Genomic DNA, 24,312 nt, shown 5'->3' with positions numbered 1-24,312 from the left:
TCCTCGGAGGTCCGGTACAGGTCGAAGTCCTTGCCCATGGTCTTGAGCTCCCTGGAAATGCTGGTGGCACCGGACGTTCTCGTGGCACCTGGCTTGTGGCACCCGGAACCGTCCACGGTACCGCGTATGGCACTGAGTACCCTCAGCAAAACACACTCAGTGCCATGACGCCAGAGCGCCCCGACGGCGGAATGCCGTCGGGGCGCTCAAGGGGACCAAGCGGTCGCTTTTTCTAACGCTCCGCATCCGTTCCGTCGGCGTCCTCGTGTCGCCGGCGGGACTCCTCGTAGTCGGCCGCCAGGCGCTTCGCGCGCTCCTGGGACATGTCGAGTCCGGTCAGCACCGCCGGGGTGCTGATGCTGGGCAACACGTGCTGCAACAGGACGACCACGCGGTGTGTCAGGTCATCGCGATCGCAAACGACCTGGGACATGGTCTGGATGCCCGCGAACGCGCCGGAGAAGAGCTCCGCCGTGTCCAGCACCTTGACGTGCGGCAGGATCTCGCCCCGCGCCTTGGCGACGGTCAGGGCCTCCGCGACCTGGTCCACCCATGCCTGGAACGGCGCCGCCCGGTCGACGCTGGTGGCGCCGCTGTCGAGGGCGAGCGCCACGCTCGCCTGGACGAGCGAGTCGGTCTGCAGGCGATGGGCGAGCAGGAAGCCCTGGTCCACCAGCTCCTGGAGCTTCACGTCCTGCGGGGTGAGGGGCTCGTCGAGCAGCTGGGCGCTCAGCACGCCGAGGGCGAGTTCTTCCTTGGAAGCAAAGTGGAAATAGAGTGCTCCCTTGGTCACCCCGGCGCGCGCCAGGATCTCCCCGATCGTCGCCCGCTCGTAACCGCGCTCCGCGAAGACCGCCGCCGCCGAATCGAGGATGATCCGCCGGGTCCTGATCGCACGCGCTTGCTGCGCCAAGGTGCCTCCTGCTGTCTCGCTGTCCGTGCTCACCCTGTGACGTGAAGCATTGAAAAGAAAACCGGATTGTACGTATTCTACGCGCGGCCTAACTCGGCGAAGCTCGACGGGTGATGCAAGGGGAGTCATGGATCAGAACTTTCAAGGGCTGTCAACTCCCGTCCCCGGAGAGTTCGTTCACCGTGCCGACCCCGCCGACATCCTCCCCACCGGTTGGACTCGCGTCACGGAGAACCGATTCTCCGTGACGGCGCGCTGGCCGGAGGCCCACCCGTACTTCGTACCGGATTCGGGCGACCTGCACGACCCGCTGCTCGTCGCCGAGACCATGCGCCAGGCGACCATGCTGGTCAGCCACGCGGAATTCGGGGTACCCGCCGACGATCAGTTCGTCATGTGGGACCTCTCCTACAGCGCCGCCGCCGAGGAACTGACCCGCGACGGCAGACCCACGGAGATCACCGTCGACCTCCTCTGCTCGGACATACGGACCAGGGGGCGCGGGCTGCGCGAGATGCGCACCGACCTCGTCCTCAGCCGGAACGGCCGGCGGATCGCCTCCGGCGGCGGCGGCATCAACTGCACCTCCGCCCCCGCCTACCGCAGGATGCGGGGCGACCGCCTGGCCGCGCTCGGCGCCCCCGTCCCGCTGCTGCCCGCCCTGCCCCCGCACGTCGTCGGCCGCGACCGCGAGAAGGACGTCGTCCTCGCCCCCGGCGACACCCCGGACCGCTGGCGGCTGCGGGTGGACACCACCCACCCCACCCTCTTCCGCCGCGCCAACGACCACGTCCCCGGGATGCTGCTCCTCGAGGCGGCCCGCCAGGCCGCCGTGGCCGCCACCGGCGACGCCGGGCTGCTGCCCGTCGGCCTCGACGCCCGCTTCCACCGCTACGTGGAGCTGGACGAGCCCTGCTGGGTCGAGGCCGAGGTCCTCACCGGCCTGGGCCGGGACGCCGTCACCATCCAGGTCCTCGCCCACCAGGGCGGCGAAGCGGTCCTCGACTGCACCCTCACCGCACCCCGGCGCGTCCCGGCGGCCACCTACGCCGCCGCCCTCCGGGCCTGCTGACCGCCCCGCGGGACCACCCGCACCGACCGGAAGAACCCATGGGAACCCGTCTCCTCGTCACCGGCGCCACCGGCTTCGTCGGCGGCCACGTCGCCGCCGCGGCCGTCGCCCACCCCGACCTCGCCCACGTGCGCCTGCTCGTCCGGCGCCCGGACGCGGCCGACGCCGCCTACACCGCGTCCACCGGCGGGGGGCCCGCCGGCCGGACCGCCGGACCCGTCGTCGAGACCGTCCGCGGCGACCTCCGCGACACCGAGGCCCTGCGCCGGGCCTGCGACGGCATCGACGCCGTCGTCCACTGCGCCTCCGCGATCGGCGGCGAGGAGGAACTCCTGACGGCCGTCAACGACCACGGCACCCGGGACCTCGCCGACGCCGCCGCCCGGGCCGGCGTCCGGCGGCTCGTCGCCCTCAGCACCGCCTCCGTGCACGGCCGCGGCCCCTTCCGGGCCGCCGCCCCCGACACCCTCCCGCTCGCGCCGGGCTCGGCGACCAGCCGGACCCGGGCCGCCGGGGAGCGGCACGTCCTGGACGCCGGCGGCACCGTGCTGCGCCCCCACCTCGTCTACGGCACGGGGGACCGGCAGGTCGTGCCCGGGCTGCTGACACTGCTGGCCGCGCTGCCGGGGCCGCTCGCCGGCAGCGGCTCGCTCCACTCGCTCGTCGAGGCGGAGAGCCTGGCGGGTGCCCTGCTGGGCGCCGCGCTCTCCCCGGCCGCCCGGCCCGGCGCGTACTACGTGGCCCATCCCGACCCGGTCTCCGACGCCGAACTCCTCGCCGCCGTCGAACCGCTGCTGCCGGAGGCGGTACGGGCCGCCCGGGGCCCCGCCGTGGAGCTCGCCGAGGCCCGCGCGCTGCTCGCCGGGAACCCCGTCGCCGCCCACCACCTGGAGCTCTTCGGCGTCGACCACTGGTTCGCCGACGAGCGCCCCTGGACGGACTTCGGGCGCGGCCCGGGCGCCGCCTTCACCGCCGCCTTCCCCCGCCACCTCGGCTGGTACCGGGAGCTGCTCGCCGCCCGCGCCTGAGCCCCGCCCGCACCGCACCACCACCCCCTTTCCCCCCGACCCACCGCACGAGGCAGGACGTACCCCCCATGGCCCGACTGGCAGACAGGACCGCGATCGTCACCGGAGCGAGCCGGGGCATCGGGCGGGGGATCGCCGAGCGGCTCGGCCGCGACGGCGCCCTCGTCGCCGTCCACTACGGCAGCGACGGGGACGCCGCCGCCGCGACCGTGGAGTCCGTCGTGAAGGACGGCGGCCGGGCCTTCGCCTTCCGCGCGGAGCTGGACCGTCCCGACGCCGTCGACACCTTCTACGCCGCCCTCGACCGGGGGCTCGACGCGGCCGGCGCGGGACCCGGGATCGACATCCTGGTCAACAACGCCGGCGCCAGCGGCTCCGGCCGGCTCCACCAGCTCACCCCCGAGGTCTTCGACCGGCTCTTCGCGGTCAACGTGAAGGCGCCGCTCTTCCTCGTGCAGCGCGGCCTGGACCGCTTCCGGGAGGGCGGCCGGATCGTCAACATCTCCTCGCTGACCTCCCGGCACGCCTACCCGGAGTCCGTCACCTACGCCATGACCAAGGGCGCCGTGGACACCATGACGCTGGCCCTCGCCAAGGAGCTGGGGCCGCGCGGGATCACCGTCAACACGGTCGCCCCCGGCTTCGTCGCCACCGACATGAACGCGCGGCTGCGCGCCACCCCCGAGGCCGCCGCGGCGCTCGCCTCGCACGCGGTCCTCGGCCGGATCGGCACCCCCGGGGACATCGCGGACGTCGTCGCCTTCCTCGTCTCCGACGACGCCCGCTGGATCACCGGCCAGTACCTGGAGGCCGGGGGAGGCTCGGGGCTGTGAGCCCCGTCTAAGGTGGGGGCACGATGACCAGTTTCCGTGAGAGCGTCCGGTCCCTGCTGCGCGAGCAGGTGCTCGACGCCGCCTACGCGCTCGTCGCGGCCGACGGCTGGGGCGTGCTGCGGATGACCGCCATCGCGCGGGCCGCGGGGATCAGCCGCCAGACGCTCTACAACGAGTTCGGGTCGAAGGAGGCGATCGGCGGGGCGCTCGTCCAGCGGGAGCTGGAACGGTTCCTCGTCGGGATCCAGGGCGAGCTGGACGCGCACCGCGGGCACCTGGAGCGGGCCGCCCGGGCCGGGGTGGGCTACACGCTCCAGCAGGCCGTCGACAACCCGCTGATCAAGAGCGTGCTGCTGGCCGCGCGCGGCGGCATGGACGCCGACCTCCTCGCCTACCTGACCACGCGCACCGATCCCGTCTTCGGCACCGCGATGACCCTGCTCGACGCCTACGCGACCGAGGCGTGGCCCGACGTGGACGAGGAGTCGCGGGGGCTCGCCGTCGAGACCATCGTCCGGCTCACCGTGAGCCACATCGTCCAGCCGGTCGCCACTCCCGAGGAGTCCGCCCGGCGGATCGCCCGCATCACCGCCCGGGTCGCCTACCCGGGCGGCCCGCCCGCGGCCTGATCAGGCCCCGTCGAGGGGGAGCGCGGCCGGTTCGAGCGGTACGGCGGCCGACAGGACCGTGCCCTCGCCGGGCGCCGACTCGACGGTGAGGGTGCCGCCGAGCTGACGGGTCCGGGTGCGGATGGCCGGCAGGCCGTGGCCGCGGACGCCGTCGCCGTCGCGGGCGGCCGCCGGGTCGAAGCCCCGGCCGTCGTCGGCGACGTCGAGGACGACCCGGTCGTCGAGGTAGGTGAGGGTGAGCGCGGCGGTACGGGCGTCCGCGTGCTCCCGTACGTTCGCCAGCGCGCCCTGCGCGATCCGCAGCAGCGCCGACTGGACCCGGTCGGGCAGCCGCCGGGCGGGCACGCCCTCGACGTGGCAGCGGACGGCGAGGCCGTCCGTGGACTCCCGCCGGGCGAGCGTGCGCAGGGCCTCGTCCAGTCCGCCGCCCCCGGCGAGGTCGGCCGGGGCGAGGTCGTGGACGAAGCGGCGGGCCTCGGTGAGGTTGTGCTCGGCGATCGCGGTGGCGGCGCGCACGTGCCGGTGCGCGGTGTCGGGGTCCGACCGCCAGGTGCGGTCGGCGGCCTGGAGCAGCATCTGCTGGCTGGACAGGCCCTGCGCGAGGCTGTCGTGGATCTCCATGGAGAGCCGCTGCCGCTCGGCGAGGGTGCCCTCGCGGCGTTCGGTGGCGGCGAGTTCCCGGCGGGTGCGGACGAGGTCGGTGATCAGCTCGCGCTGCCGCCGGGTCTGCTGGTCCATGCGGACGAAGACGGCGACGCAGATCGCCGCGACGGCGGGCGGGCCGAGCAGGATGTCGAACTCGAAGCGGCCGGCCAGCCGCAGCTGGGCGCTGACCGAGACGACCGTGAGCAGCCCGATGAACCCGGCCGCGGCCGGTGGCCGGAGGTGGCGCAGCCCGAGGTAGAAGAGGGGGATCGAGCACCAGGCGAAGCTGGGGGCGAGGAAGACCAGCGCGATCCAGACGGCCGCGCAGGCGCCGAGCCACAGGTGCCGGCGGGTGCGGTCGCCGGAGAGCGCGGGCCCGGCGACGTACAGCGCGGCGAGGGCGGCCGCGAGGGTGACCACCCAGGGGGCGATCCCCTCGCCGGTGTGCCGCATGAGGAAGCGGGTCAGCGAGGAGCCGAGCAGCAGGAAGAAGCCGACGTCCAGCAGCGCCCGGAACCAGCGGGCCTCGTCGTCCGCCGCCCGGATCTCCCGCTCCGGGTCCGCCGTCCCCGTGCCGTCCCACCGCGCCATGCCGTGCCGTACCTCTCCGCCCGCTGATCGGATGAACGGAGCAAACCTCTCATATCCGCGGGCCGGCGCCGGCCCCGCGGTCGGCGCGCCTCAGCCGACGTGGACGTGCGGGCGGCGGTCGCGGTCCGGCTCCGCCTCGCGCAGCACCTCGCGGGTGACGGGGGCGATCTCGCCCTCGCCGAGGAGGAAGAAGCGGAGGAAGTTGGCGAAGGGGTTGCCCTCGGTCCACTCGAAGTAGATGTGCGGGCGGGTGCCGGTGAGGTCGCGGGCGTGGAGGAGGAGCGCGGCCAGGGCGTTGGGGACGGAGGAGGACTCGACCGTGAGGACCCGGTAGCGGTCGTGCAGCACCTCGCCCCGCACCGTCAGCCCGGCCTCGAACTCGGACGGGTCGGTGACGGTCACCTCGACGAAGACGAAGTCGTCGGTGGTGGGCAGCTCGTTGTCGGTGCGGATCTGTTCGAGCTTGTCGCGGTACTCCGCCCGGTCCCGCCGGTCCGGCTCGTTGGCGACGAACCGGGGCGTGCGGTGCGCGATGTCCCGGACGAACAGTTCGGCCGTCTCGTCCAGGTCGACGTGGGTGACGCGCAGCTCGAAGGCGCGGCCGAGGCGGGAGAGGAAGGAGATGAGGATGATGCCGGCGATGAAGCAGGCGCCGATCTTCACGCCGTCCGGGCGCTCGATGACGTTGAGCACGGTGGTGTAGAGGAAGACGGCCGAGATGATCCCGAAGCCGATGGTCCAGCGGCGCTGCCGGGCCTTGCGGGCGGCGATGGTCACGGCGATGGAGGCCGAGCAGATCAGGACGAGGACGCCGGTGGCGTACGCGCCGCCCTGGGCGTCGACGTCGGCGTCGAAGAGCCAGGTCACCAGGAAGGCGACGAGGGTGAAGACGATGACCATGGGGCGCACGGCCCGGGCCCAGTGCGGGGCCATGCCGTACTTGGGGAGGTAGCGGGGCATCAGGTTGAGCAGTCCGGCCATGGCGGAGGCGCCCGCGAACCAGAGGATCGCGATCGTCGACACGTCGTAGACGGTGCCGAAGGCGTTGCCGAGGTACTCGTGGGCGAGATAGGCGAGCGCGCGGCCGTTGGCCTTGCCGCCGGACTCGAACTCCTCGTGCGGGATGAGCACGGTGGTGATGAAGCTGGTGCAGATCAGGAAGACGCTCATGATCAGCGCGGCGGTGGTGAGCAGCTTCTTGGTGTCGCGGATCCGGCCGGCGGGCCGCTCCTCGGTGTCCTCGGGGTCGCCCTTGACGTGCGGCATGACGGCGACGCCGGTCTCGAAGCCGGAGAGGCCGAGCGCGAGCTTGGGGAAGACGACCAGCGCGACGCCGATCATGACGAAGACGTTGCCGTGCTCCTGGGTCAGGGCGGCCGTCCAGTCGGTGACGACGTGGCCTTCGGTGATCACCTGCCACAGGCCGGTCACGACGACGACCGCGTTGAGGGCGAGATAGATCCCGACGAGGGCGACGGCGACGCCGATCGCCTCCAGGAAGCCCTTGAGGAAGACCGCGCCGAGCAGCGCGATCAGGATCATCGTGATGATCACCTGCTTGTCGTGGAGCGCCGACTCCAGGTGCGGGTTCTCCACGAGGTGGGTGGAGGCGTCGGCCGCCGACAGGGTGATGGTGATGAGGAAGTCGGTGGCGGCGAAGCCGAGCAGGGTGAGGACGAAGAGCTTGCCCTTCCAGAAGGACAGCAGCCGCGACAGCATCGCGATCGAGCCCTCGCCGTGCGGGGACTCCTCCGCCACCCGCCGGTAGACCGGCAGCGCGCCCGCCAGCGTGACCAGCACGAGCACGACCGTGGCGACGGGGGAGAGGAGGCCGGCCGCGAGGGCGGCGATGCCGGGCTGGTAGCCGAGGGTCGAGAAGTAGTCGACACCGGTCAGGCACATCACCCGCCACCAGGGCTGCCCCTGGTGCCCGGCGTCCGGCGCGGTCTCCTTCGGGCGCGAGGGTCTGCCCCTGCCCATGTCGGACAGCCCCTCCAGCATCCACGCGCGCAGCCTGCTCGTACGCGTCTCGTGAGGGGTGGACATGGGTGCTCCCGGGCTGCCTGGCGAGGGGTGGGTTCCGGCCCGCCGGACCGGCGGGCCGGGTCAGCCTAAGCAGCGGCGCGCGTCCGGATCGGCGCGTGCGCGTCAGGGAACCGTCAAGATCCCCCGTGCGGGCGTCGGATGGGTCACACCCGGCCCGTCCCTCCCCTCGTGCCGCCCTCTCCTACAGCCAGCCGTTGCGCCGGAAGCCCCGGTGGATGACGTAGCAGGCCACCGCGATCACCCCGAGGACCACCGGATAGCCGTAGGTCCAGCGCAGCTCCGGCATGTGCTCGAAGTTCATGCCGTAGACCCCGCACACCATCGTCGGCACCGCGACGATCGCGGCCCAGGCGGTGATCTTCCGCATGTCCTCGTTCTGCGCCACCGTGACCTGTGCCAGGTGCGCCTGGAGCACCGAGTCGAGCAGGGTGTCGTACGAGGCGACCTGCTCGGTCACCCGGGCGAGGTGGTCCGTGACGTCCCGGAAGTACGCCCGGATCTCCGGGTCGATCAGCGGCACGGGCCGGGTGGCCAGCTCCGTCAGGGGGCGGGCCAGCGGGGCGACCGCCCGGCGCAGCTCCAGCAGCTCCCGCTTGAGCTGGTAGATCCGCCCCGCGTCGCCGCGGTCCGCCTGGTCGGAGAAGACGGCGTTCTCGATCGCGTCGAGGTCGGTCTGCACCGCGTCCGCGACGGCGAGGTAGTCGTCCACCACGTGGTCCGCCACCGCGTGCAGCACCGCCGAGGGGCCCTTGGCCAGCTGCTCGGGCACCGCTTCCAGGGCCTCGCGCAGCGGCCCGAGGGAGCCGTGCCCGCCGTGCCGGATGGTGATGACGAAGTCGGGGCCGACGAAGGCCATCAGCTCGCCGGTGTCGACCACCTCGCTGGTCGCGGTCAGCTCCTCGTGCTCGACGTACCGGACCGTCTTCAGGACGGCGAACAGCACGCCGTCGTACTCCTCGACCTTCGGCCGCTGATGGGCGTGGACGGCGTCCTCGACGGCCAGCGGGTGCAGGCCGAAGAGTTCGGCCAGCACCGTCAGCTCCTTCTCCGCCGGCTCGTGCAGGCCGATCCACACGAAGCCGTCCCCGGAGCGGCGCACGTGCCGCAGCGCGTCCTCCGCGGTCGTGCCGCGCACCGTCCGGCGCACCCCGTCGGCGTACACCACGCAGTTGACGACCGCGCTGCCGAGCGGCGAGCGCGCCGGATGGCTCAGGTCCACGGTCCGCCGGTAGGTCCGGCGGACGGCGGTGCGCAGGCGCTGGATGACGGACACGGTGGTACTCCTTCGGCAGACCGGGGGCCAGTGTGCCACCGCCCGGGGCCGGGAATCAGCCCCCGGCGGGAGGTGCGCCGAGGACCCGGTCGAGGTACGGGTTGGAGAGCACGCCGGTCGGGTCGAGGGAGTCCCGGAGGGCCACGAAGTCGTCGAAGCGTTCGTAGCGGGGGCGCAGCTCGTCCGCGCCGAGGTCGTGCATCTTCCCCCAGTGCGGCCGGCCGCCGTACGAACCGAGGATCTTCTGGCAGGCGTCGAAGTACCGGCGGTACGGCATCCGGTGGTACTGGTGGAAGGCGATGTAGCAGCTCTCCCGGCCCTGGGCGGTGGAGAGCCAGATGTCGTCGGCGGCGGTGAAGCGGACCTCCAGCGGGAAGGACACCGGCTCTCCGTGGGTGTCGACCCACGTCCGCAACTCCCGCAGCGCCTCGGCCGCGTGGGCGCGCGGGATCGCGAACTCGCCCTCGTGGAAACGGACGTCGCGCACCGAGGCGAAGATGCGGTACGCGTGGTCGGTCCAGCTGCGGGAGGACATCGCGCGCGCCGCGAAGCGGGTGATCGGCGGCACCAGGCGGGGCACCCGGGTGCCGAGCCGGTTCAGCGCCTCGAAGCCCGGGCCGCTCACGGCCTCGTCGAGGCGCCGGGAGAACGCGCCGATGGGGGAGAGCGGGGTGTCGCCCGGGAGCCGGCGGAAGCGGCGGGTGAGCGTGGTCTCGCTGTGGGGGAACCAGAAGAACTCGAAGTGGTCGTTCTCCTCGACCAGTTCGTCGATCCGGCCGAGGGTCTCCGCGACCGGCATGGACGCGTCCCGGGCGTGCAGGGCGTAGAGCGGGACGGTCTGGAGGGTGACCTTGGTGATGATCCCGAGCGCCCCGAGCCCGACCCGGGCCGCCGCGAACAGCTCGGGCCGCTCGGTGGGCGAACAGGCCGTCACCGAGCCGTCGGCGAGGACGAGTTCGAGCGCCCGCACCTGGGTGGCGATGCCGCCGAAGCGGACGCCGGAGCCGTGGGTGCCGGTGGAGATCGCGCCGGAGACCGTCTGCCGGTCGATGTCGCCCATGTTCTCCAGCGCGAGGCCGTGCGAGGCGAGCAGCGGGTTCAGCTTCCACAGCGGCATGCCCGCGCCGACCGTGACGAGTCCGGTCTCCGGGTCGACCGCGTCCACCGCGTCGAGCAGGTCGAGGCGGAGCTGGACGTCCGGGGCGACGGCGACGCCGCTGAAGGAGTGGCCCGAGCCGACCGCCTTGACCCGCAGCCCGTCCCGTACCGCGTCCTTGACGGCCGCCGCGACGGACTCGGTGCTCGCCGGGCGCAGCACTCGCCGGGGGCGGGCCACCTCGTTCCCGGCCCAGTTGCGCCAGACGGTGTCCGTGGCGTGCTCGCTGCTGCTCATGCCGGGCGGTCCCTTCGGGTCGGCGGGCGGTGGGGGGCCGCCGCCGGTTCTCGTTGTCCGGAAGGGTGGACTTGGACGTCCGTCCAAGTCAAGGGTCCCGGAGTCTTGACTTGGACGGACGTCCAAGAGACCGTGACGGCGTCGCCACCGGTCCCGGAGAAGCCCCGCGGCTTCCCCGACGAGGTCACGAAAGGCCGCCCACCATGGCAAGCGCCCGCCCCGACGCCGCAGCCGCCGCGCCCGCCCCGCGCCCCGCCGGCTTCGCCGACCTGGAGAAGGCGACCGCCGGACTCCAGCCGCCCTTCGCCGTCGTCGACCTCGGCGCCCTGCGCGCCAACGCCGCCCAGATGGCCCGCCGCGCCGGCGGCAAGCCCATCCGCCTCGCCAGCAAGTCGCTCCGCTGCCGCGCCCTCATCGGCGAGGTCCTGGACCACCCCGGCTTCTCCGGCGTCCTCGCCTTCACCCTCCCCGAGGCCCTCTGGCTCGCCGCCCACGACCCCGCCGCCGACGTCCTCGTCGGCTACCCCACCGCCGACACCGACGCGCTGCGCCGCCTCGCCGCCGACGAGGACGCCGCCGCCCGGGTCACCGTCATGGTCGACTCGCCCGAACAGCTCGACCTCCTCACCGCGGCGATCGGCCCCTCCGGCCCGCCGGTGCGTGTCTGCCTCGACCTCGACGCCTCCCTCCGGCTGCTCGGCGGCCGGGTCCACCTCGGCATGCGCCGCTCGCCCCTGCACGCGCCCGGCCACGCCGCGGACCTGGCCCGCGCCGTCGTGGCCCGCCCGCGCCTGCGGCTCGTCGGGGTGATGGCGTACGAGGGGCAGATCGCCGGCGTCGGCGACGACCAGCCGGCCCAGCCGCGCCCGATGCGCACCGCCGTCCGCGTCGTCCAGCGGCTCTCCGCCCGCGAACTGCGCGCCCGCCGGGCCGCCGCCGTCCGCGCCGTCCGCGAGGTGGCCCCGCTGGAGTTCGTCAACGGCGGCGGCACCGGCAGCCTGGAGACCACCTCCGCCGAACCCGCCGTCACCGAACTCGGCGCGGGCTCCGGGATCTACGCCCCCGCCCTCTTCGACCACTACCGGGGCTTCAGCCCGCTGCCCGCCGCCTACTTCGCGCTGGCCGTCGTCCGCCGCCCCGCCCCCGGCCACGTCACCGTCCTCGGCGGCGGCTGGACCGCCTCCGGCGCCCCAGGCCCCGACCGGCTCCCCGTCCCCGTCCACCCGGCCGGGCTGCGGCTGCTCGGCGCCGAGGGGGCGGGCGAGGTGCAGACCCCGCTCACCGGACCCGCCGCCGACTCCCTGCGGATCGGCGACCGCGTCTGGTTCCGGCACGCCAAGGCGGGCGAGCTGTGCGAGCGCGTCGACACCCTCCACCTCGTCGAGCACGACCGGGTCGTCGACGCCGTCCCCACCTACCGCGGCGAGGGCATGGCCTTCCTGTAGCCGGACCCCCGGCCCGCCCGCCGCGGTACGGTGACCCGGCCCGCGCCCCGCCCCCGTCCCGAGGAGCCCACCCCATGCCCCGACTCTCCGCCGCCGAGCGCCGCGAGCAGCTGGCGGAGGCGGCGATCCGGGTCATGATCCGCGACGGCGTCGCCGAGACCACGACCCGCGCCGTGGTCGCCGAGGCGGGGGTGCCGCTCGGCGCCTTCCACTACTGCTTCCGCTCCAAGGAGGAGCTGTTCCAGACCGTCATCGAGCGGATCATGGAACGGAACCTCCCGCCGGCCGGCCTCGCGCACCCGCCGGGGGCCACGCCCTTCGAGAAGGTCCGGGCGATCCTCCACGCCTACTGGGAGCAGGTGCTGGCCCGCCCGGCCGAGCACCTGGTCACGTACGAGGTCACCCAGTACGCGCTCCGCCGGCCCGGCCTCGCGGACCTGGCGCGCCGCCAGTACCGGCACTACCTGGAGGTGAACCGCGCCCACCTGGAGTCGATGGCCCGGGCGGCCGGCCTCACCTGGACCGTGGACCTGGCGGTCCTCGCCCGCCACGGCCTCGGCGTCCTCGACGGCCTCACCCTCACCTGGCTGATCGACCGCGACGACGTCCAGGCGCTCGCCGCGCTCGACGAGTACGCCCGCTACCTGGCCTCGGTCGCCGAGCCGCTCCCCGCGGAGGGGGGACCCGCCGCCTGACGCCCCGGGCCCGTCCTCCGGACGCGGGCCGTTCCCCTCCGTGGCGTCCGGGCGGAAATGCGCCGGGGTGAGGAGGGCGGACACGGGCGAGCGCACGGTTCCGCCCGCCGCCGGCCGCCGCCCCCGCTCACCGTCGACGACGGCACGGACCGCCGAGGTCCCGGGTCAGCGGTCCTCGGAGGCCGGGGTCTCCCTGACCGTGTAGGTGGCCGCCGGCTCCTTGCGGGCCCCGTCGGCCTTCATCTCACGGGCCTCCGCCTTGAGGATCCGGGACGCCTTGCCGGCGTTGCGCGCCAGCTCCGGCAGCTTCTTCACGCCGACCACCAGGGCGACGACGACCAGCAGGATCGCGATCTCGCTCAGACCGAACATGGGGGCACTCCTGGCGGGACGGGCGGTGACGGGCGAAGACGGACGGGGTGGGACGGACGGCCCCGACCGGGGCCGGACCCGCGCCAATCTACAGGGACGTAGAAGAAGCGGGTAGGGTCGCCCCCCGAACGATGAACGGCACCCGGGAGGCCCGGACGAGCGGCCGGGAACGGGAAGGCGGACGACGGATGAAGAAGCGGGACGCCGAGGCGGCGGAGCCCGCCGGACCGGTGCGCCGGCGCGGCCAGGGCGAGCTGGAGACGCAGGTCCTCGCGGCGGTGCGCGCCGCCGGGGGCCCGGTCACCGCGGGCCGGGTGCGCGAACGGCTCGGCGGCACCCTCGCGTACACCACCGTCATCACCATCCTCACCCGCCTCCACGCCAAGGGGGCCGTCGCCCGCGAACGCGCCGGCCGCTCCTTCGAATGGACCGCCGTCGCCGACGAGGCCGGGCTCGCCGCCCTCCGCATGCGCCGGCTCCTCGACGGCGAGGGCGACCGGGAGGCCGTCCTCACCCGCTTCGTCACCACCCTGCCCGCCTCCGACGAACAGCTCCTGAGGGAACTGCTCGCCCGCGCGGAGGCGGAGGCGGAGGACGGAGCCGAAGCGGACGGACCGGCGGGGGAGGGCTGACACCGTGGGAGTCTTCGTCTTCCTGCCGCTCGTGCTGCCGCTGACCGCCTGGCCCGTCGCCCGGCTGGCCGAACACCACCTCCACCCGCGCACCGCGACCCGGCTGCTCACCGCCGTCGCCGCCGTGCTCGCCGTGTGCAGCACCCTCTGCCTCGCCCTCCTCATGGTCGTCGGCACCGCCCAGCTGCCCGGCAACCCGCTCCCGGACGCCTGGTCGGACCCCGAGGTGCGGGCCGCCCTGCCGTACGACGAGATCGCGGGCCGGGCGGCGATCCCCGCGCTCCTCGCCCTCCTCGCCGTCTGCGCCCGGGCGCTGCTGCGCCACCGGAGCGTCCGCCGGCGCGCCGCCCGCGCCCTCGCCGGCCTGCCGGACACCCCGGTCGCGGTCCTGCCGGACCCGGCGCCGTACGCCTACGCCCTCCCCGCCGCCACCCGCCGCGCCCGGGACCGGATCGTGGTCAGCCGGGGCATGCTCGCCCGGCTGGGCCCCGCCGAACGCCGGGCCCTCTTCGCCCACGAGCGGGCCCACCTGACGGGCCGGCACGACCGGCTGCTGCTCGTCGCCCGGCTCGCCGCCGCCGCCAACCCCTTCCTCCGCCCGCTGCGCACGGCCGTCACCTACTCCGCCGAGCGCTGGGCGGACGAGGAGGCGGCGGTACGGGTCGGCAGCCGGCGCGTGGTGGCGCGGGCCATCGGCCGGGCGGCCCTGGCCTCCGGCGGCACGGGCCCCGCCACCCTGGCGGCCTTCGCCGTCGCCGGAGCCGTGCCCCGACGGGTCGCCGCCCCCGTCGCGGCGCCGCCCCCGGCCCCCCGCGCCTGGCCCCCGCTCTGCACCGCCGTCGGCCTCGCCCTCTGGGGCGCCGTCGTCGGCGTGGCCGTCTCGGCCCTCTCCTCCGCCAACTCGGCGGTCACCCTCTACGCCGTCCTCAAGGCGGCGACCCCGCTCTAGGGAGCGTCTTTCGCATCATGCCGGGCTCGCGGAGGGGCGGACGGGCTCGCCCCGTCCCGGACCGGCGGGAAAACCGGTGGGCCGGGGCGGCGGGGGCGGCTAGGCTCGGCCGCATGTGCTCCGTCATCCAGAACTTCCGGGCGATCCGGCTCCGTTCCGCGCGCTGACCGCGGTTCCGGCCCCTCAAGCGGGCGCGCGCTCCGGCGCGTGCCCCGCCGCCCCGTGCCCGTGCGCCGTCGTGCCACGGGCCGCTCCGGCGTCCGCCGGTCCCGAGGTCCACGCGTCCACCGTTACGCCTCAGGATGACGAGGAACCCCCATCATGCGCATCGACGCGCGCCCCACCTTCGTGTTCGTGCACGGCGGCTCCAGCAACGCCCGTGCCTGGATCCCGCTCCAGAACGAGCTGGCCCTGCGCGGCCACCGCTCCTACGCCGTCGACCTGCCCGGTCACGGCGACTCCGCCACCGGCCCCGCCGCCTACCACCGGAACGACCAGGACCGCGCGGCCGCCCTGGCCCGCGAGAGCTCCCCGATGGACGGCGTCACCCTCGCCGACAACGTCCGGCACGTCGTCGGCGTGCTGCGCCGGCTCGCCGCGCACGGCCCGGTCGTCCTCGCCGCCAACAGCCTCGGCGGCCTCACCCTCACCGCCGTCGTCAACGCCGCCCCGGACCTCGTCCACCGCGCCGTCTACCTGTCGGCGCTCTGCCTCGCCGACCCGGCGATGCTCACCGAGCCGTGGGACGTCGTCGACGAGAGCCTGCTCGACGCGGCGGTCGCCCGGATCGCCGTCCCCTACGAGGCGCCGGGCGCCGACCCCGGCGTCGTCCGCCTCGACTGGCGCCGCGCCCACGGCGACCCCGAGACCTTCGCCGTGCTCAAGGCCGCCATCATGGCCGACGCCCCCGACCCCCTCTTCCGGCAGTTCCTCGACTCCCTCGACGCGGACGAGAACCACGGCGTCATGGAACCGGCCGCGGTGATCCGCCCCGAGGCGTGGCGCCGCGTGCCCCACACCTACGTCCGCCTCGCGGCCGACCACAGCCTCACCCCGGCCGTGCAGGACCACATGATCCGGGCGGCCGACGCCCTCACCCCCGACCACCCCTTCGACGTCCACACCCTGCCCACCTCGCACGTCGGCTACGTCAGCAGGCCGGAGCTCTTCGCCGACCTGCTCACCCGGCTGAGCTGACCCCGGGCCGCCCGAACCCGAGCCGGCCGGCCCGGGTTCGGGCGGTGACCGCCGTACCCCCGCGCCGGTCACCCGGGGCGTTCGGCGGGGTCACCCGATGGAGTGCACTCGTGCCGTGCGCCGGGGGCGTGCGCCCGGGAGACGGTCCGGAGCGGGTGCGCCGGGTCCCTAGACTCCGCGCCCATGTCGCTCTGGCTGCTCAACCACCTCAGCTCCTTCACCCTGGCCGTCGTCCTCGTCGGCGGGACCGTCGCGTTCGCCGTCGCGGGCAGCGTGCTGCTCCGCCGCCGCCACCCCTCGCTCGCCGACGGGGAGCACAACGACATGGTCGGCGTGACCCTCGGGATGTTCGGCGCGATCTACGGCATCATCCTCGCCTTCGTCATCGTCACCCTCTGGACCCAGCTGGAGAGCACCCAGACGATCGTCGCCGCCGAGGCCACCGACGTCGCCCTCATCGCCCGGGACGCCGCCGCCTTCCCGCCGCCCGTCCGCGCCGACCTCGACGCCGCCCTCAGCGACTACGTCCACACCGTCGTCGAGCAGCAGTGGCCCCTGATGCGGGAGGGCCGGCCCCGGTACGGCGCCACCGAGCGCAGCCTGGTGGCCGCCTTCGAGGTCCTCCAGGCGTACGACCCGAAGTCCCCGCGCGAGGAGGTCTTCTACGAGGAGGCCGTCGGCCACCTCAACGACGTCGCCGCCCAGCGCCGCGCCCGGATCACCATGGCCGAGCAGGAACTGCCACCGCTGCTCCAGGTGCTGGCCTTCGGCGGCGCGCTGGTCCTCGTCCCGCTGACCTTCCTGTACGGGATGCGGCGGCTGCGGATCCAGGTGCTCTTCGTCGCCTCGGTCGCCGCGCTGATCGGCTTCAGCCTGCTGCTCGTGCTCGTCCTGGACCGGCCCTTCGCCGGAGAGCTGAGCGTCAGCCCCGCCCCGTACAAGGAAGGCGCCCTCGCCCGCTACTGGGCTCCGTGACCACCCCGTCCGGGTGCCGCCGAGTGGCCGGGGGCCCGCCGGTGCCGTCTCATGGCGGGGAGCGTCCGCGCGGGCGACGGCCTTCCGCACGCGCGGGGGGCGACCGGCGAGGCGGGGCGGGAGGCGCGATGGCGTGGAAGGAACGGCTGCGGAACCTCCGTGCCGGCGCCGAACGGCGCTTCCCCGTCGTGACCGAGCTGACCGAACGGATCGTCGACAGCAGCCTCCTCGACGCCGGGACCCGGCTCGCCGCCCAGGCGTTCCTCGCCGCCGTCCCGCTCCTGTTCGCCGTCGCCGCCTTCGCCCCCGCCTCCGTCCGCGACCAGCTCCGCGAGTCCCTGCGCTCCATCTTCGGCCTCACCGGCGCCTCCGACCAGCAGCTCCAGCAGGTCTTCGACCAGTCCACCGCCCAAGGGCTGCGCGAGACCACCGGCGCCGTCGGCGCCCTGATCGCCCTCGTCTCCGCCACCAGCTTCAGCCGCGCCATGGCCCGCGTCTGCGAGCGCGCCTGGGGCCTGCCCAAGGCCGGCACCCGGATCGCCGCCTGGCGGTGGGCGGTCTGGCTGCTCGCCCTGCTCCTCGTCGTCTTCCTCCAGGCGCCGATCCGCGACGGCTTCGGCGCCGGGGCCTGGCTCGGCCTCCCGCTCTACTTCGTCGTCGCCCTCGGCGTCTGGCTCTGGACCCAGCACCTCCTGCTCGCCAAGCGCGTGCCCTGGCTGCCCCTCCTGCCCGGAGCCCTGCTGGGCGCCGCCGCCTCCACCGCCCTCGGCGTCACCGCCCGCCTCTACATGCCCGGCGCGCTCAACCGGGCCCTCGCCGAGTACGGCTCCCTCGGCCTGGTCCTCACCCTGCTCTCCTGGCTCATCGTCGTCTGCGCCGCCCTCACCTTCGCCTTCACCCTCGGTGCCGTACTCGCCCGCGAGCCCGCGATCGCCCGCCGGCTCGGCACCGACCGGATCCACCGGGCGGGCGTTGCTCCCGACGGCGGCGCCGGAGACACCTGACGGGTGAGCCCGCGCCCTGACCGGCCCAACCGGGGGCCGCGCGAGTGGTGGGCCTGCCCCGGCGCTCCGAGACTCCCCGCATGACGAACCCCACGACTCGCCACCCCGCGCGCCCATGGTGGCGCGCCGGGTCGACGGGCCTCGCCTGCGCCCTGGTGCTCGCGTCCGCCCCCGCCCTGGTGCTCGGACCGGCGGCGGCCCCCGCAGCCGCCGCCGGACTGCCCGGCGGCCTCGGCCCCTGCGACCCGGGCGACCCGCCCTGCCCCAGCCCCTTCCCGCAGATCGACAACGATCCGATCAAGGGCCGGGACGACGCCGTCAACATCTACGTCGGCGACGACTTCCTGGTCCGGGGCCGGGCCGCCGAGGCCGAGGGCCGGGTCGTGGTCCTCGGCGCCTTCGACATGAACAAGGCCGAGGGCGGGGTCTACAACGTCGGCGAGGTCGGCGTCGGCTCCAAGGTGCCGCCGTCGGTCGACGCCGACTGGCTCACCACCGGCGGGAACATCACCGTCGCCACGGGCCAGCGGCTCCTCGCCGAGGCCGGGGTCGTACGCCACGCGGGCACCGTCACCGGCGACGTCGAGTCCACCCTCGAACAGGACGACGATGCCACCGCCCCCTTCACCGGCCTGCGCGACCAGCTGACCGCCGCGAGCCGGTGCTACGCGCGCGTGGACGGCGCCCCGCGCACCCCCACCGGCACCGCCGTCAACCAGGGCGGCCAGACCCTCTTCACCGGCGACGGCAGCTCCGCGCTCCAGATCTTCACCGTCGACTTCGACATGGTCGGCGCGAACGGCGGACAGCAGGGCATCGTCTTCGAGAAGATTCCCGCCGGGGCGACGATCCTCGTGAACGTCCTCGGCGCCGACCGCGCCCTGAACACCTACAGCGGCGGCATCGCCGACACCGACGACCCGCTCAACGCCTACCGCGAGCGGCTGCTGTGGAACTTCCCCGACGCGAAGACCGTCGACCTCGCGGGCACCGGCCAGTTCCAGGGCAGCTTCCTCATCGGCGACCAGGCGTCGAGCACGACCGTCACCCTGCCGGGCATCAACGGCCGCTTCTTCACCACCGGCTCCCTCACCCACACCACCGCCGCCTCGGGCGGCGGCGGCCAGGAGTTCCACGCCTACCCCTTCACCGGCGACCTCCCGAACTGCGACACCCCCCAGGACGTCACCGGAGAGGTCCGCGTCCTCAAGACGGACGCCGAGACCGGCGCCACCCTGCCGGGCGCCGGCTTCCAGCTGTGGGAGGAGACCAACGGCGTCCCCGGCCTCCAGACCCTCGGCATCAACCCCGACACCACCGTCGGCTCCCCCTGCACCACCGGCGCGGACGGCGTCTGCTCCCGGACGGTGGAGACGGGGACGTACTACTGGCAGGAGACCGACGCGCCGGACGGCTACGACCTGCCGGCGCAGCCGGTCTTCGGGCCGCTGGTGCTGACCGAGGAGAACGCGTCGGCGGGCGTGTCCGTCACCGCCGCCAACTCCCGCACGCCGGTGGTCACCGGTGAGGTGCGGGTGGCCAAGACGGACGCGGAGAGCGGCGCCCCACTGCCCGGCGCGACCTTCCGGCTGTGGGAGGAGACGAACGGCGTCCCCGGCCTCCAGACGGGCGGGGCCGATCCCGACACCACCGTCGACGGCCCCTGCACGACGGGTGCGGACGGTGTCTGCGCGCGGACGGTGGAGACGGGGACGTACTACTGGCAGGAGACCGACGCGCCGGACGGCTACGACCTGCCGGCGCAGCCGGTCTTCGGGCCGCTGGTGCTGACCGAGGAGAACGCGTCGGCGGGCGTGTCCGTCACGGCCGGCAACTCCCGCACGCCCGTTCCGCCGGGCAGCGGGTCGGTGCGGCTCCTCAAGACCGACGCGGAGAGCGGACTGCCGCTGCGGGGCGCGACCTTCGAGCTGTGGGAGGAGACCAACGGGCGGGACGGGCTCCAGACCGGCGGGGCCGACCCCGACACGCGGGTCGGCGCGCCGTGCACGACCGGCTTCACGGGGCTGTGCGGCTTCGGCGACCTCGACCACGGCACGTACTACCTGCGGGAGACGGCCGTCCCCGACGGCTATGACCTCCCGCGGGACCCGGTCAGCGGGCCGTACGTGGTGAGCGCCGACCAGGAGGCGGTCTTCGTCCCGCTGGAGAACCACCGCGGCGAGGACCCCGGCCCCGACCCGTGCGAGCCGAAGGGCTACGGCGACGAGGGCTACGGCGACGAGGGCTACGGCGACGACTGCCCGGACGGCGGGCGGCACGGCGTGCGCGCCTGACGCCGGTTCCCCGGGGCCGGGCGGTGGCACCACCGCCCGGCCCCGGGACGTCACGCCCCGGACGGGCCGGCCGCGCGCGCGGTGCTGGCCCCGGGGACGAGGGAGGGCAGCAGCAGCTGGGGGCGGGTGCCGGGCGGGGCGGCGGCGCCGAGGGCGAGGTCGACGGCCCGGCGGGCCATCTCCCGCTTGGGCAGGACGACGCTGGTGAGCGCCGTGCCGGAGAGCAGCCCGGCGGGGGTGTCGTCGTGGGCGACCACGGACAGGTCGTCGGGGACGGTGCGGCCGAGGGCCCGGGCGGCCTCCACGGCGGCGACCGCGAGGACGTCGTGGGTGGCGAAGAGCGCCGTGGTGTCCGGGCGGGCCCGCAGGGCGTCGAGGGCCGCCACGAGGCCGCCGCGGAAGGTGGGTTCGGCCGCCGTGCGCACCGCGTCGGCCGGCAGCTCGACGCCGTCCTCGCGGAAGGCCCGCAGGAAGCCGGCCGCGCGGACGGTGTGCGCGGGGCTCGCGAGGACGAGGGCCCGCTCGTGCCCGAGCTCCCGCAGATGCCGGCCGGCCAGGTGGCCGCCGTGCTCGTAGTCGACGGTGACGACCGGGAAGCCGTCCGGCAGGGCCGCCTCCCAGGCGCACAGCACCACCGGGAACCGGGCGTCCGCGAGGAGCGGCAGATGGCCGGTCAGGTCCTGGTCCCCGGCGATCAGCAGCGCGTCCACGGACCGGCTGGCGAGCGCGGCCAGATGGCGCCGGGCCCGCTCCCCGTCGTGGCGGGTGGTGCACAGCAGCAGCCGGTACCCGCGCTCCTCCAGGGCGTCCTCGACCTCCTCGACCACGTCCGCGTAGAACGGCGCCGAGACGGTCGGCACGAAGAGGCCGACGGTGCGGCTGCTGCCGGTGGCCAGGGAACGGGCCACCAGGTTGGGGACGTAGCCGAGTTCGGCGATCGCGGCGCGGACCCGCGCCTCCGTGGCCGGGCGCACCGCCACCCGCCCGGTGACGACGTTCGAGACGGTCTGCTTGGTGACGCCCGCCCGCTCCGCCACGTCCTGCATGGTGACCATGACGCCCCCGTCGTACCCGCCCCGCCCGCCTGTCCCGCCCGGCTCGCAACGTAACCGGGCCCCCACCTGCGGTCAAGGCGCGCGCAGCGGCCTCCGGAGCCCGCCGGGACGGTCAACTCCCTTGGAAGGCAGGCGATTCGGCGGAGTCTCCCCTCTTGTTTTACCGGTCAAATGCGCTCTAGGGTCCGTGCCACCAGCGCCCGGCTCCGCCACCCAGGGAGTACCCGTGCACCTTCCGCGCAGCAGATTCGTGAGCACCCTCGCCGCGGCGGCCCTCGCCGTCACCGGCGGTTCGGCCCTCGCCGCCGCCCCGCCGACCGCCGCGTCCCCCGCCGCCACCGCGCAGACCGGCACCACCGCCACCTACACCGTCACCGTCGGCGCCAAGGGCACGTGGAACCGCCCCGACGACACCCCCGCCAGTCCGTACATCGACAAGGACGGCACCTTCTACTACCAGCAGGCCCACGCGCTCTACGGGGCGAACGACCCCCGCGAGTGGACCTTCTACACCGGCACCGACTTCGACTCCGCCAACCGCTCCGCCGCGATCAGCGACGCGGTGAACCCGGCGAACCCCGCCGACCGCAACGACGACACCACCTGGCGCTGCAACAACAGCCCCACCGGCGTGAAGTCCACCCCCGCCCCGGCCGGCAGCGGCTACGCCCACCGCAACTACTGCGACCTGACCGGCATGTGGGTCGACCCGGACACCGGCGACTGGTACGGCCTCGTCCACAACGAGTTCACCCCGCAGCCCTTCGCCGACGGCATCCACTACGACGGCATCGACTACGCCGTCTCGAAGGACCAGGGCCGCACGTGGACCGTCAAGGACCACGTCATCACCTCGCCGTACAGCACGGACCGCGGCGACACCGCCGCCTTCCCCGGGCAGACCTACCACTACGGCACCGGCGACCCGCGGCTCTTCGCGGACACCGCCTCCGGCTACTTCTACGCCTTCTACGGCTCCCGGATCGTCAACAAGGGCGGCGGCTGGGCCGCGTTCTACGGCCACGTGGCCCGCGCCCCGATCTCCGGGAAGATGGCCCCCGGCACCTGGCGCAAGTGGTACGACGGCGCCTGGACCCAGCCCGGCGTCGGCGGCCGCGAGTCCACCATGGTCCCGGTCGGCACCGGCAGCACCACCGGCTACGTGCCGACGGCGAAGGAGTACGACCCGGCGAACAGCGGCTCCGTGGCCCAGCAGGTCGCGGCCGGCCTGACCCCCGCCACCTCCCCGCTCTTCGTCATGGACATCACCTACAACGCCCACCTCGGCCTGTACGTCGGCGAGCCGCAGGCCGTCGACCAGAGCGGCAACGCCCCGCAGGAGCTGTACGCCACCACCGACCTCACCACCCAGAAGTGGTTCCGGCTCGGCGACACCGGCACCTACCGGACGGCGTCCTGGTACCGCTGGTTCCTCGACAGTGCCGGCAGGACCGGCTCCGGCATCGTCGGCAAGGACTTCCGCGCCTACTGCTCCTTCGGCTGCTCCGGCGGCGCGAGCGGCGAGTACGTGAACCTGAGCATCGGCACGAACGAGCCCGCGGCGCCCGTCGACACCGGCCGCGCCTACCGGATCGCCGCCGCCGGACGCGTCCTCGCCCAGGTGTCCGGCGGCTCCGCCACCACCTCCACGGCGGCCGCCACCGGCTCGGCGCTGGAGCACTGGACCTTCACCGCGAAGGGCGACGGCTCCTACCGCATCGCCAACGCCGCCACCGGCGGCCTGCTCGGCGTCGCCTCGGGCGGCGCCGCCACGCGCGCCTGGGGCACGAAACCCACGGTCACCGCGGCGGCCTCCGGCACCGGACAGGACTGGTGGGTGGTCCGCGGCGCGTCCGCCGCCGACAACGCCCCCACCGGCACCGTCAAGCTGGTCAACCGGCACAGCGGCCTCGTCCTCGGACTCTCGGCGGCACCCGCCCGCCCGGCCGAGACCACCCCGGCCCGCAGCTGGACGGACACCACCGGCAGTCCGGTCGGCGCGGGCCGCACCGCCGCCGAACAGGCCCTCACCCTCACCCCGGTCGGCGACGCCCCGCGCACCGTCACCCTCACCACCGGCGGCAAGGCCCTGGACGTCCCCGACAGCAGCACCGCCGACGGCACCGGGCTGGTCACCTGGTCCCCGAACGGCGGCGCCAACCAGAAGTGGACCCTGACCCGCCGCACCGACGGCGCCTACGAGCTGCGCAACCTCTCCTCCGGCAAGTGCGCCGACATCGCGAACGGCTCCACCGCCGCCGGCGCCCGGGTCATCCAGTGGACCTGCCACGGCGGCACCAACCAGCGGTGGACCCTGACCGCGCTCCCCGACGGCACCTCCACGCTCGCCTCCGTCGGCAGCGGCCTCCTCCTGACCACCGCGTCGTCGGGCAACGGATCCCAGGTCACCCAGCAGCCGGACACCGGGACCGCCCGCCAGCACTGGACGATCGGCTAGGACGCGCTCGCGGGACGGCGACCGTCGGCTCCGTCGCCCTCCCGCACGCCGGGACGGACACCCCGTCGGCCGGGCCGGATCCGGCCGTGGCCGGCGGGGTGGCACTCGTGCGCGACGCGGGAGGGCCGCCCGTCCGCGAGGTCCGTCGCCGGAGGAGCGAGCACGAGCCGTTCACCTCCCCGCGCCGAGCATTTACGATGTCCCGACCCGCATTCACCTCGTGAATGTGGAGCGCGGACCCGTGCCGCGACCGCGCAAGGAGCCACGTATGCACGTCGACCACCTCCTCGGTCCCGACCGACTCGACCAGGAGATAGCCGGCCTCCTCGGCCGGCACCGCCGTCTCGACGACCGGCGGCGCGCCGTCCGCGCGACCGCCGCCGCCGAACTCGCCGCCGTCCGCGACCCCTTCGTCGTCGACGCCGGCCGGCTGCGCGCCGCCCTCGACGCCTGCGGGGTCGGCGGGGCGGGCGCGTACACCGTCGTCGTGGCGGGTCTGACGCCGCGGGGCGAGGCGGGGGACGCGGCCGCGGCGCTCGCGGAGGCGCTGGCGCACCTGCCCTCCGCCGTCCACGCGGTCGCGGAGGCGAGCGACGGGGAGGCGATCGCGGTCGTCGCCCGCGAGCCCGACGCCGGGTACGACGTACGGGCCCTGCTCGGCGAGGCGTGGCCGCTGCTGCCCGCCCGCCGGCCCGGGACCGTGCCGCACGCCGGGGTGAGCGGGCCCGTCGACGGCCCGGAGCGGCTGGGCGCGGCCCTGGCGATGGCCCGGCACGCCCTGGCCGCGGCGCGGGCCGCCGGACCCGCGGCGCC

General features: G+C 74.7%; 20 protein-coding genes and 1 pseudogene. 14 read left to right on the top strand and 7 right to left on the bottom strand.

The features are described 5' to 3' along the window. Nucleotides 1–232 precede the first annotated feature (232 nt). Nucleotides 233–913 (bottom strand): ScbR family autoregulator-binding transcription factor, encoded by a 681-nt coding sequence (locus IE321_RS34225; RefSeq protein ID WP_190225761.1) that lies wholly within the window; start codon nucleotides 911–913, stop codon nucleotides 233–235. 127 nt (nucleotides 914–1,040) lie between these two features. On the opposite strand from IE321_RS34225, the gene IE321_RS34220 reads away from it, so the two are divergent. From IE321_RS34220 to IE321_RS34205, 4 genes are all read left to right on the top strand, one after another. Continuing rightward, entirely contained in the window at nucleotides 1,041–1,985 is a 945-nt protein-coding gene (locus IE321_RS34220) for a ScbA/BarX family gamma-butyrolactone biosynthesis protein (RefSeq protein ID WP_043232134.1), read from the top strand. A 38-nt stretch (nucleotides 1,986–2,023) separates the two neighbouring features. Then, complete coding sequence (locus tag IE321_RS34215; RefSeq protein ID WP_190225760.1) at nucleotides 2,024–3,013, top strand: NAD-dependent epimerase/dehydratase family protein; 990 nt, start codon at nucleotides 2,024–2,026, stop codon at nucleotides 3,011–3,013. A gap of 68 nt (nucleotides 3,014–3,081) precedes the next feature. Beyond that, complete coding sequence (locus tag IE321_RS34210; protein WP_043232139.1) at nucleotides 3,082–3,846, top strand: SDR family NAD(P)-dependent oxidoreductase; 765 nt, start codon at nucleotides 3,082–3,084, stop codon at nucleotides 3,844–3,846. A 23-nt stretch (nucleotides 3,847–3,869) separates the two neighbouring features. After that, on the top strand, nucleotides 3,870–4,475 hold the full coding sequence (locus tag IE321_RS34205; protein WP_190225759.1) for a TetR/AcrR family transcriptional regulator: 606 nt from the start codon (nucleotides 3,870–3,872) through the stop codon (nucleotides 4,473–4,475). On the opposite strand, the gene IE321_RS34200 is transcribed toward IE321_RS34205, so the two are convergent. The 4 genes from IE321_RS34200 to IE321_RS34185 form a co-directional block, all read right to left on the bottom strand. Beyond that, nucleotides 4,476–5,711 (bottom strand): sensor histidine kinase, encoded by a 1,236-nt coding sequence (locus tag IE321_RS34200; RefSeq protein WP_190225758.1) that lies wholly within the window; start codon nucleotides 5,709–5,711, stop codon nucleotides 4,476–4,478. Nucleotides 5,712–5,801: 90 nt separating this feature from the next. Further along, nucleotides 5,802–7,757 carry an APC family permease gene (locus IE321_RS34195; protein ID WP_190225757.1) on the bottom strand — a complete coding sequence of 652 codons (1,956 nt, stop codon included), beginning with the start codon at nucleotides 7,755–7,757 and terminating at the stop codon, nucleotides 5,802–5,804. A 181-nt stretch (nucleotides 7,758–7,938) separates the two neighbouring features. Then, entirely contained in the window at nucleotides 7,939–9,030 is a 1,092-nt protein-coding gene (gene corA, locus IE321_RS34190; RefSeq protein ID WP_043232146.1) for a magnesium/cobalt transporter CorA, read from the bottom strand. Nucleotides 9,031–9,085: 55 nt separating this feature from the next. Beyond that, a complete protein-coding gene (locus IE321_RS34185; RefSeq protein ID WP_190225756.1) occupies nucleotides 9,086–10,423 on the bottom strand; it encodes a D-arabinono-1,4-lactone oxidase in 1,338 nt (445 codons plus the stop codon). Nucleotides 10,424–10,626: 203 nt separating this feature from the next. On the opposite strand from IE321_RS34185, the gene IE321_RS34180 reads away from it, so the two are divergent. Both IE321_RS34180 and IE321_RS34175 read left to right on the top strand, forming a co-directional pair. Further along, nucleotides 10,627–11,868, top strand: coding sequence for an amino acid deaminase/aldolase (locus tag IE321_RS34180; RefSeq protein ID WP_190225755.1), 1,242 nt, complete (start codon nucleotides 10,627–10,629; stop codon nucleotides 11,866–11,868). Nucleotides 11,869–11,942: 74 nt separating this feature from the next. Beyond that, a complete protein-coding gene (locus tag IE321_RS34175; protein ID WP_190225754.1) occupies nucleotides 11,943–12,563 on the top strand; it encodes a TetR/AcrR family transcriptional regulator in 621 nt (206 codons plus the stop codon). Nucleotides 12,564–12,728: 165 nt separating this feature from the next. Here the strand turns inward: IE321_RS34175 and IE321_RS34170 are convergent, their stop codons facing one another. Continuing rightward, nucleotides 12,729–12,935 (bottom strand): twin-arginine translocase TatA/TatE family subunit, encoded by a 207-nt coding sequence (locus tag IE321_RS34170; protein ID WP_051842924.1) that lies wholly within the window; start codon nucleotides 12,933–12,935, stop codon nucleotides 12,729–12,731. Nucleotides 12,936–13,123: 188 nt separating this feature from the next. On the opposite strand from IE321_RS34170, the gene IE321_RS34165 reads away from it, so the two are divergent. The 6 genes from IE321_RS34165 (at nucleotide 13,124) to IE321_RS34140 (ending at nucleotide 19,986) form a co-directional block, all read left to right on the top strand. Next, nucleotides 13,124–13,567: a BlaI/MecI/CopY family transcriptional regulator gene (locus tag IE321_RS34165; RefSeq protein WP_190225753.1), complete on the top strand. Its 444-nt coding sequence runs from the start codon at nucleotides 13,124–13,126 to the stop codon at nucleotides 13,565–13,567. 4 nt (nucleotides 13,568–13,571) lie between these two features. Next, entirely contained in the window at nucleotides 13,572–14,516 is a 945-nt protein-coding gene (locus IE321_RS34160; RefSeq protein WP_190225752.1) for a M48 family metalloprotease, read from the top strand. Between the two features lie 321 nt (nucleotides 14,517–14,837). Then, nucleotides 14,838–15,713, top strand: coding sequence for an alpha/beta hydrolase (locus IE321_RS34155; RefSeq protein ID WP_190225751.1), 876 nt, complete (start codon nucleotides 14,838–14,840; stop codon nucleotides 15,711–15,713). Between the two features lie 183 nt (nucleotides 15,714–15,896). Further along, nucleotides 15,897–16,688, top strand: a complete 792-nt coding sequence (locus IE321_RS34150; protein WP_190225750.1) for a bestrophin-like domain — start codon at nucleotides 15,897–15,899, stop codon at nucleotides 16,686–16,688. Between the two features lie 128 nt (nucleotides 16,689–16,816). Continuing rightward, nucleotides 16,817–17,692 carry a YhjD/YihY/BrkB family envelope integrity protein gene (locus IE321_RS34145; RefSeq protein ID WP_190225749.1) on the top strand — a complete coding sequence of 292 codons (876 nt, stop codon included), beginning with the start codon at nucleotides 16,817–16,819 and terminating at the stop codon, nucleotides 17,690–17,692. 80 nt (nucleotides 17,693–17,772) lie between these two features. After that, a complete protein-coding gene (locus IE321_RS34140) occupies nucleotides 17,773–19,986 on the top strand; it encodes a choice-of-anchor A family protein (RefSeq protein ID WP_190225748.1) in 2,214 nt (737 codons plus the stop codon). Between the two features lie 50 nt (nucleotides 19,987–20,036). Here IE321_RS34140 and IE321_RS34135 read toward each other — a convergent pair whose 3' ends face one another. Next, nucleotides 20,037–21,041 (bottom strand): LacI family DNA-binding transcriptional regulator, encoded by a 1,005-nt coding sequence (locus IE321_RS34135; protein ID WP_190225747.1) that lies wholly within the window; start codon nucleotides 21,039–21,041, stop codon nucleotides 20,037–20,039. A gap of 226 nt (nucleotides 21,042–21,267) precedes the next feature. Here IE321_RS34135 and IE321_RS34130 point away from each other — a divergent pair, with 226 nt between their 5' ends. Together IE321_RS34130 and IE321_RS34125 are read left to right on the top strand one after the other, a co-directional pair. Then, complete coding sequence (locus IE321_RS34130) at nucleotides 21,268–23,499, top strand: RICIN domain-containing protein (protein ID WP_229916671.1); 2,232 nt, start codon at nucleotides 21,268–21,270, stop codon at nucleotides 23,497–23,499. Between the two features lie 268 nt (nucleotides 23,500–23,767). Further along, nucleotides 23,768–24,312 (top strand): annotated as a pseudogene (locus IE321_RS34125) (PucR family transcriptional regulator); the annotation flags it as partial.

The sequence above is a fragment of the Streptomyces hydrogenans genome, from assembly GCF_014656075.1.
Lineage (GTDB): Bacteria > Actinomycetota > Actinomycetes > Streptomycetales > Streptomycetaceae > Streptomyces > Streptomyces hydrogenans.
This window is presented reverse-complemented; position numbering and strand designations above follow the sequence as displayed.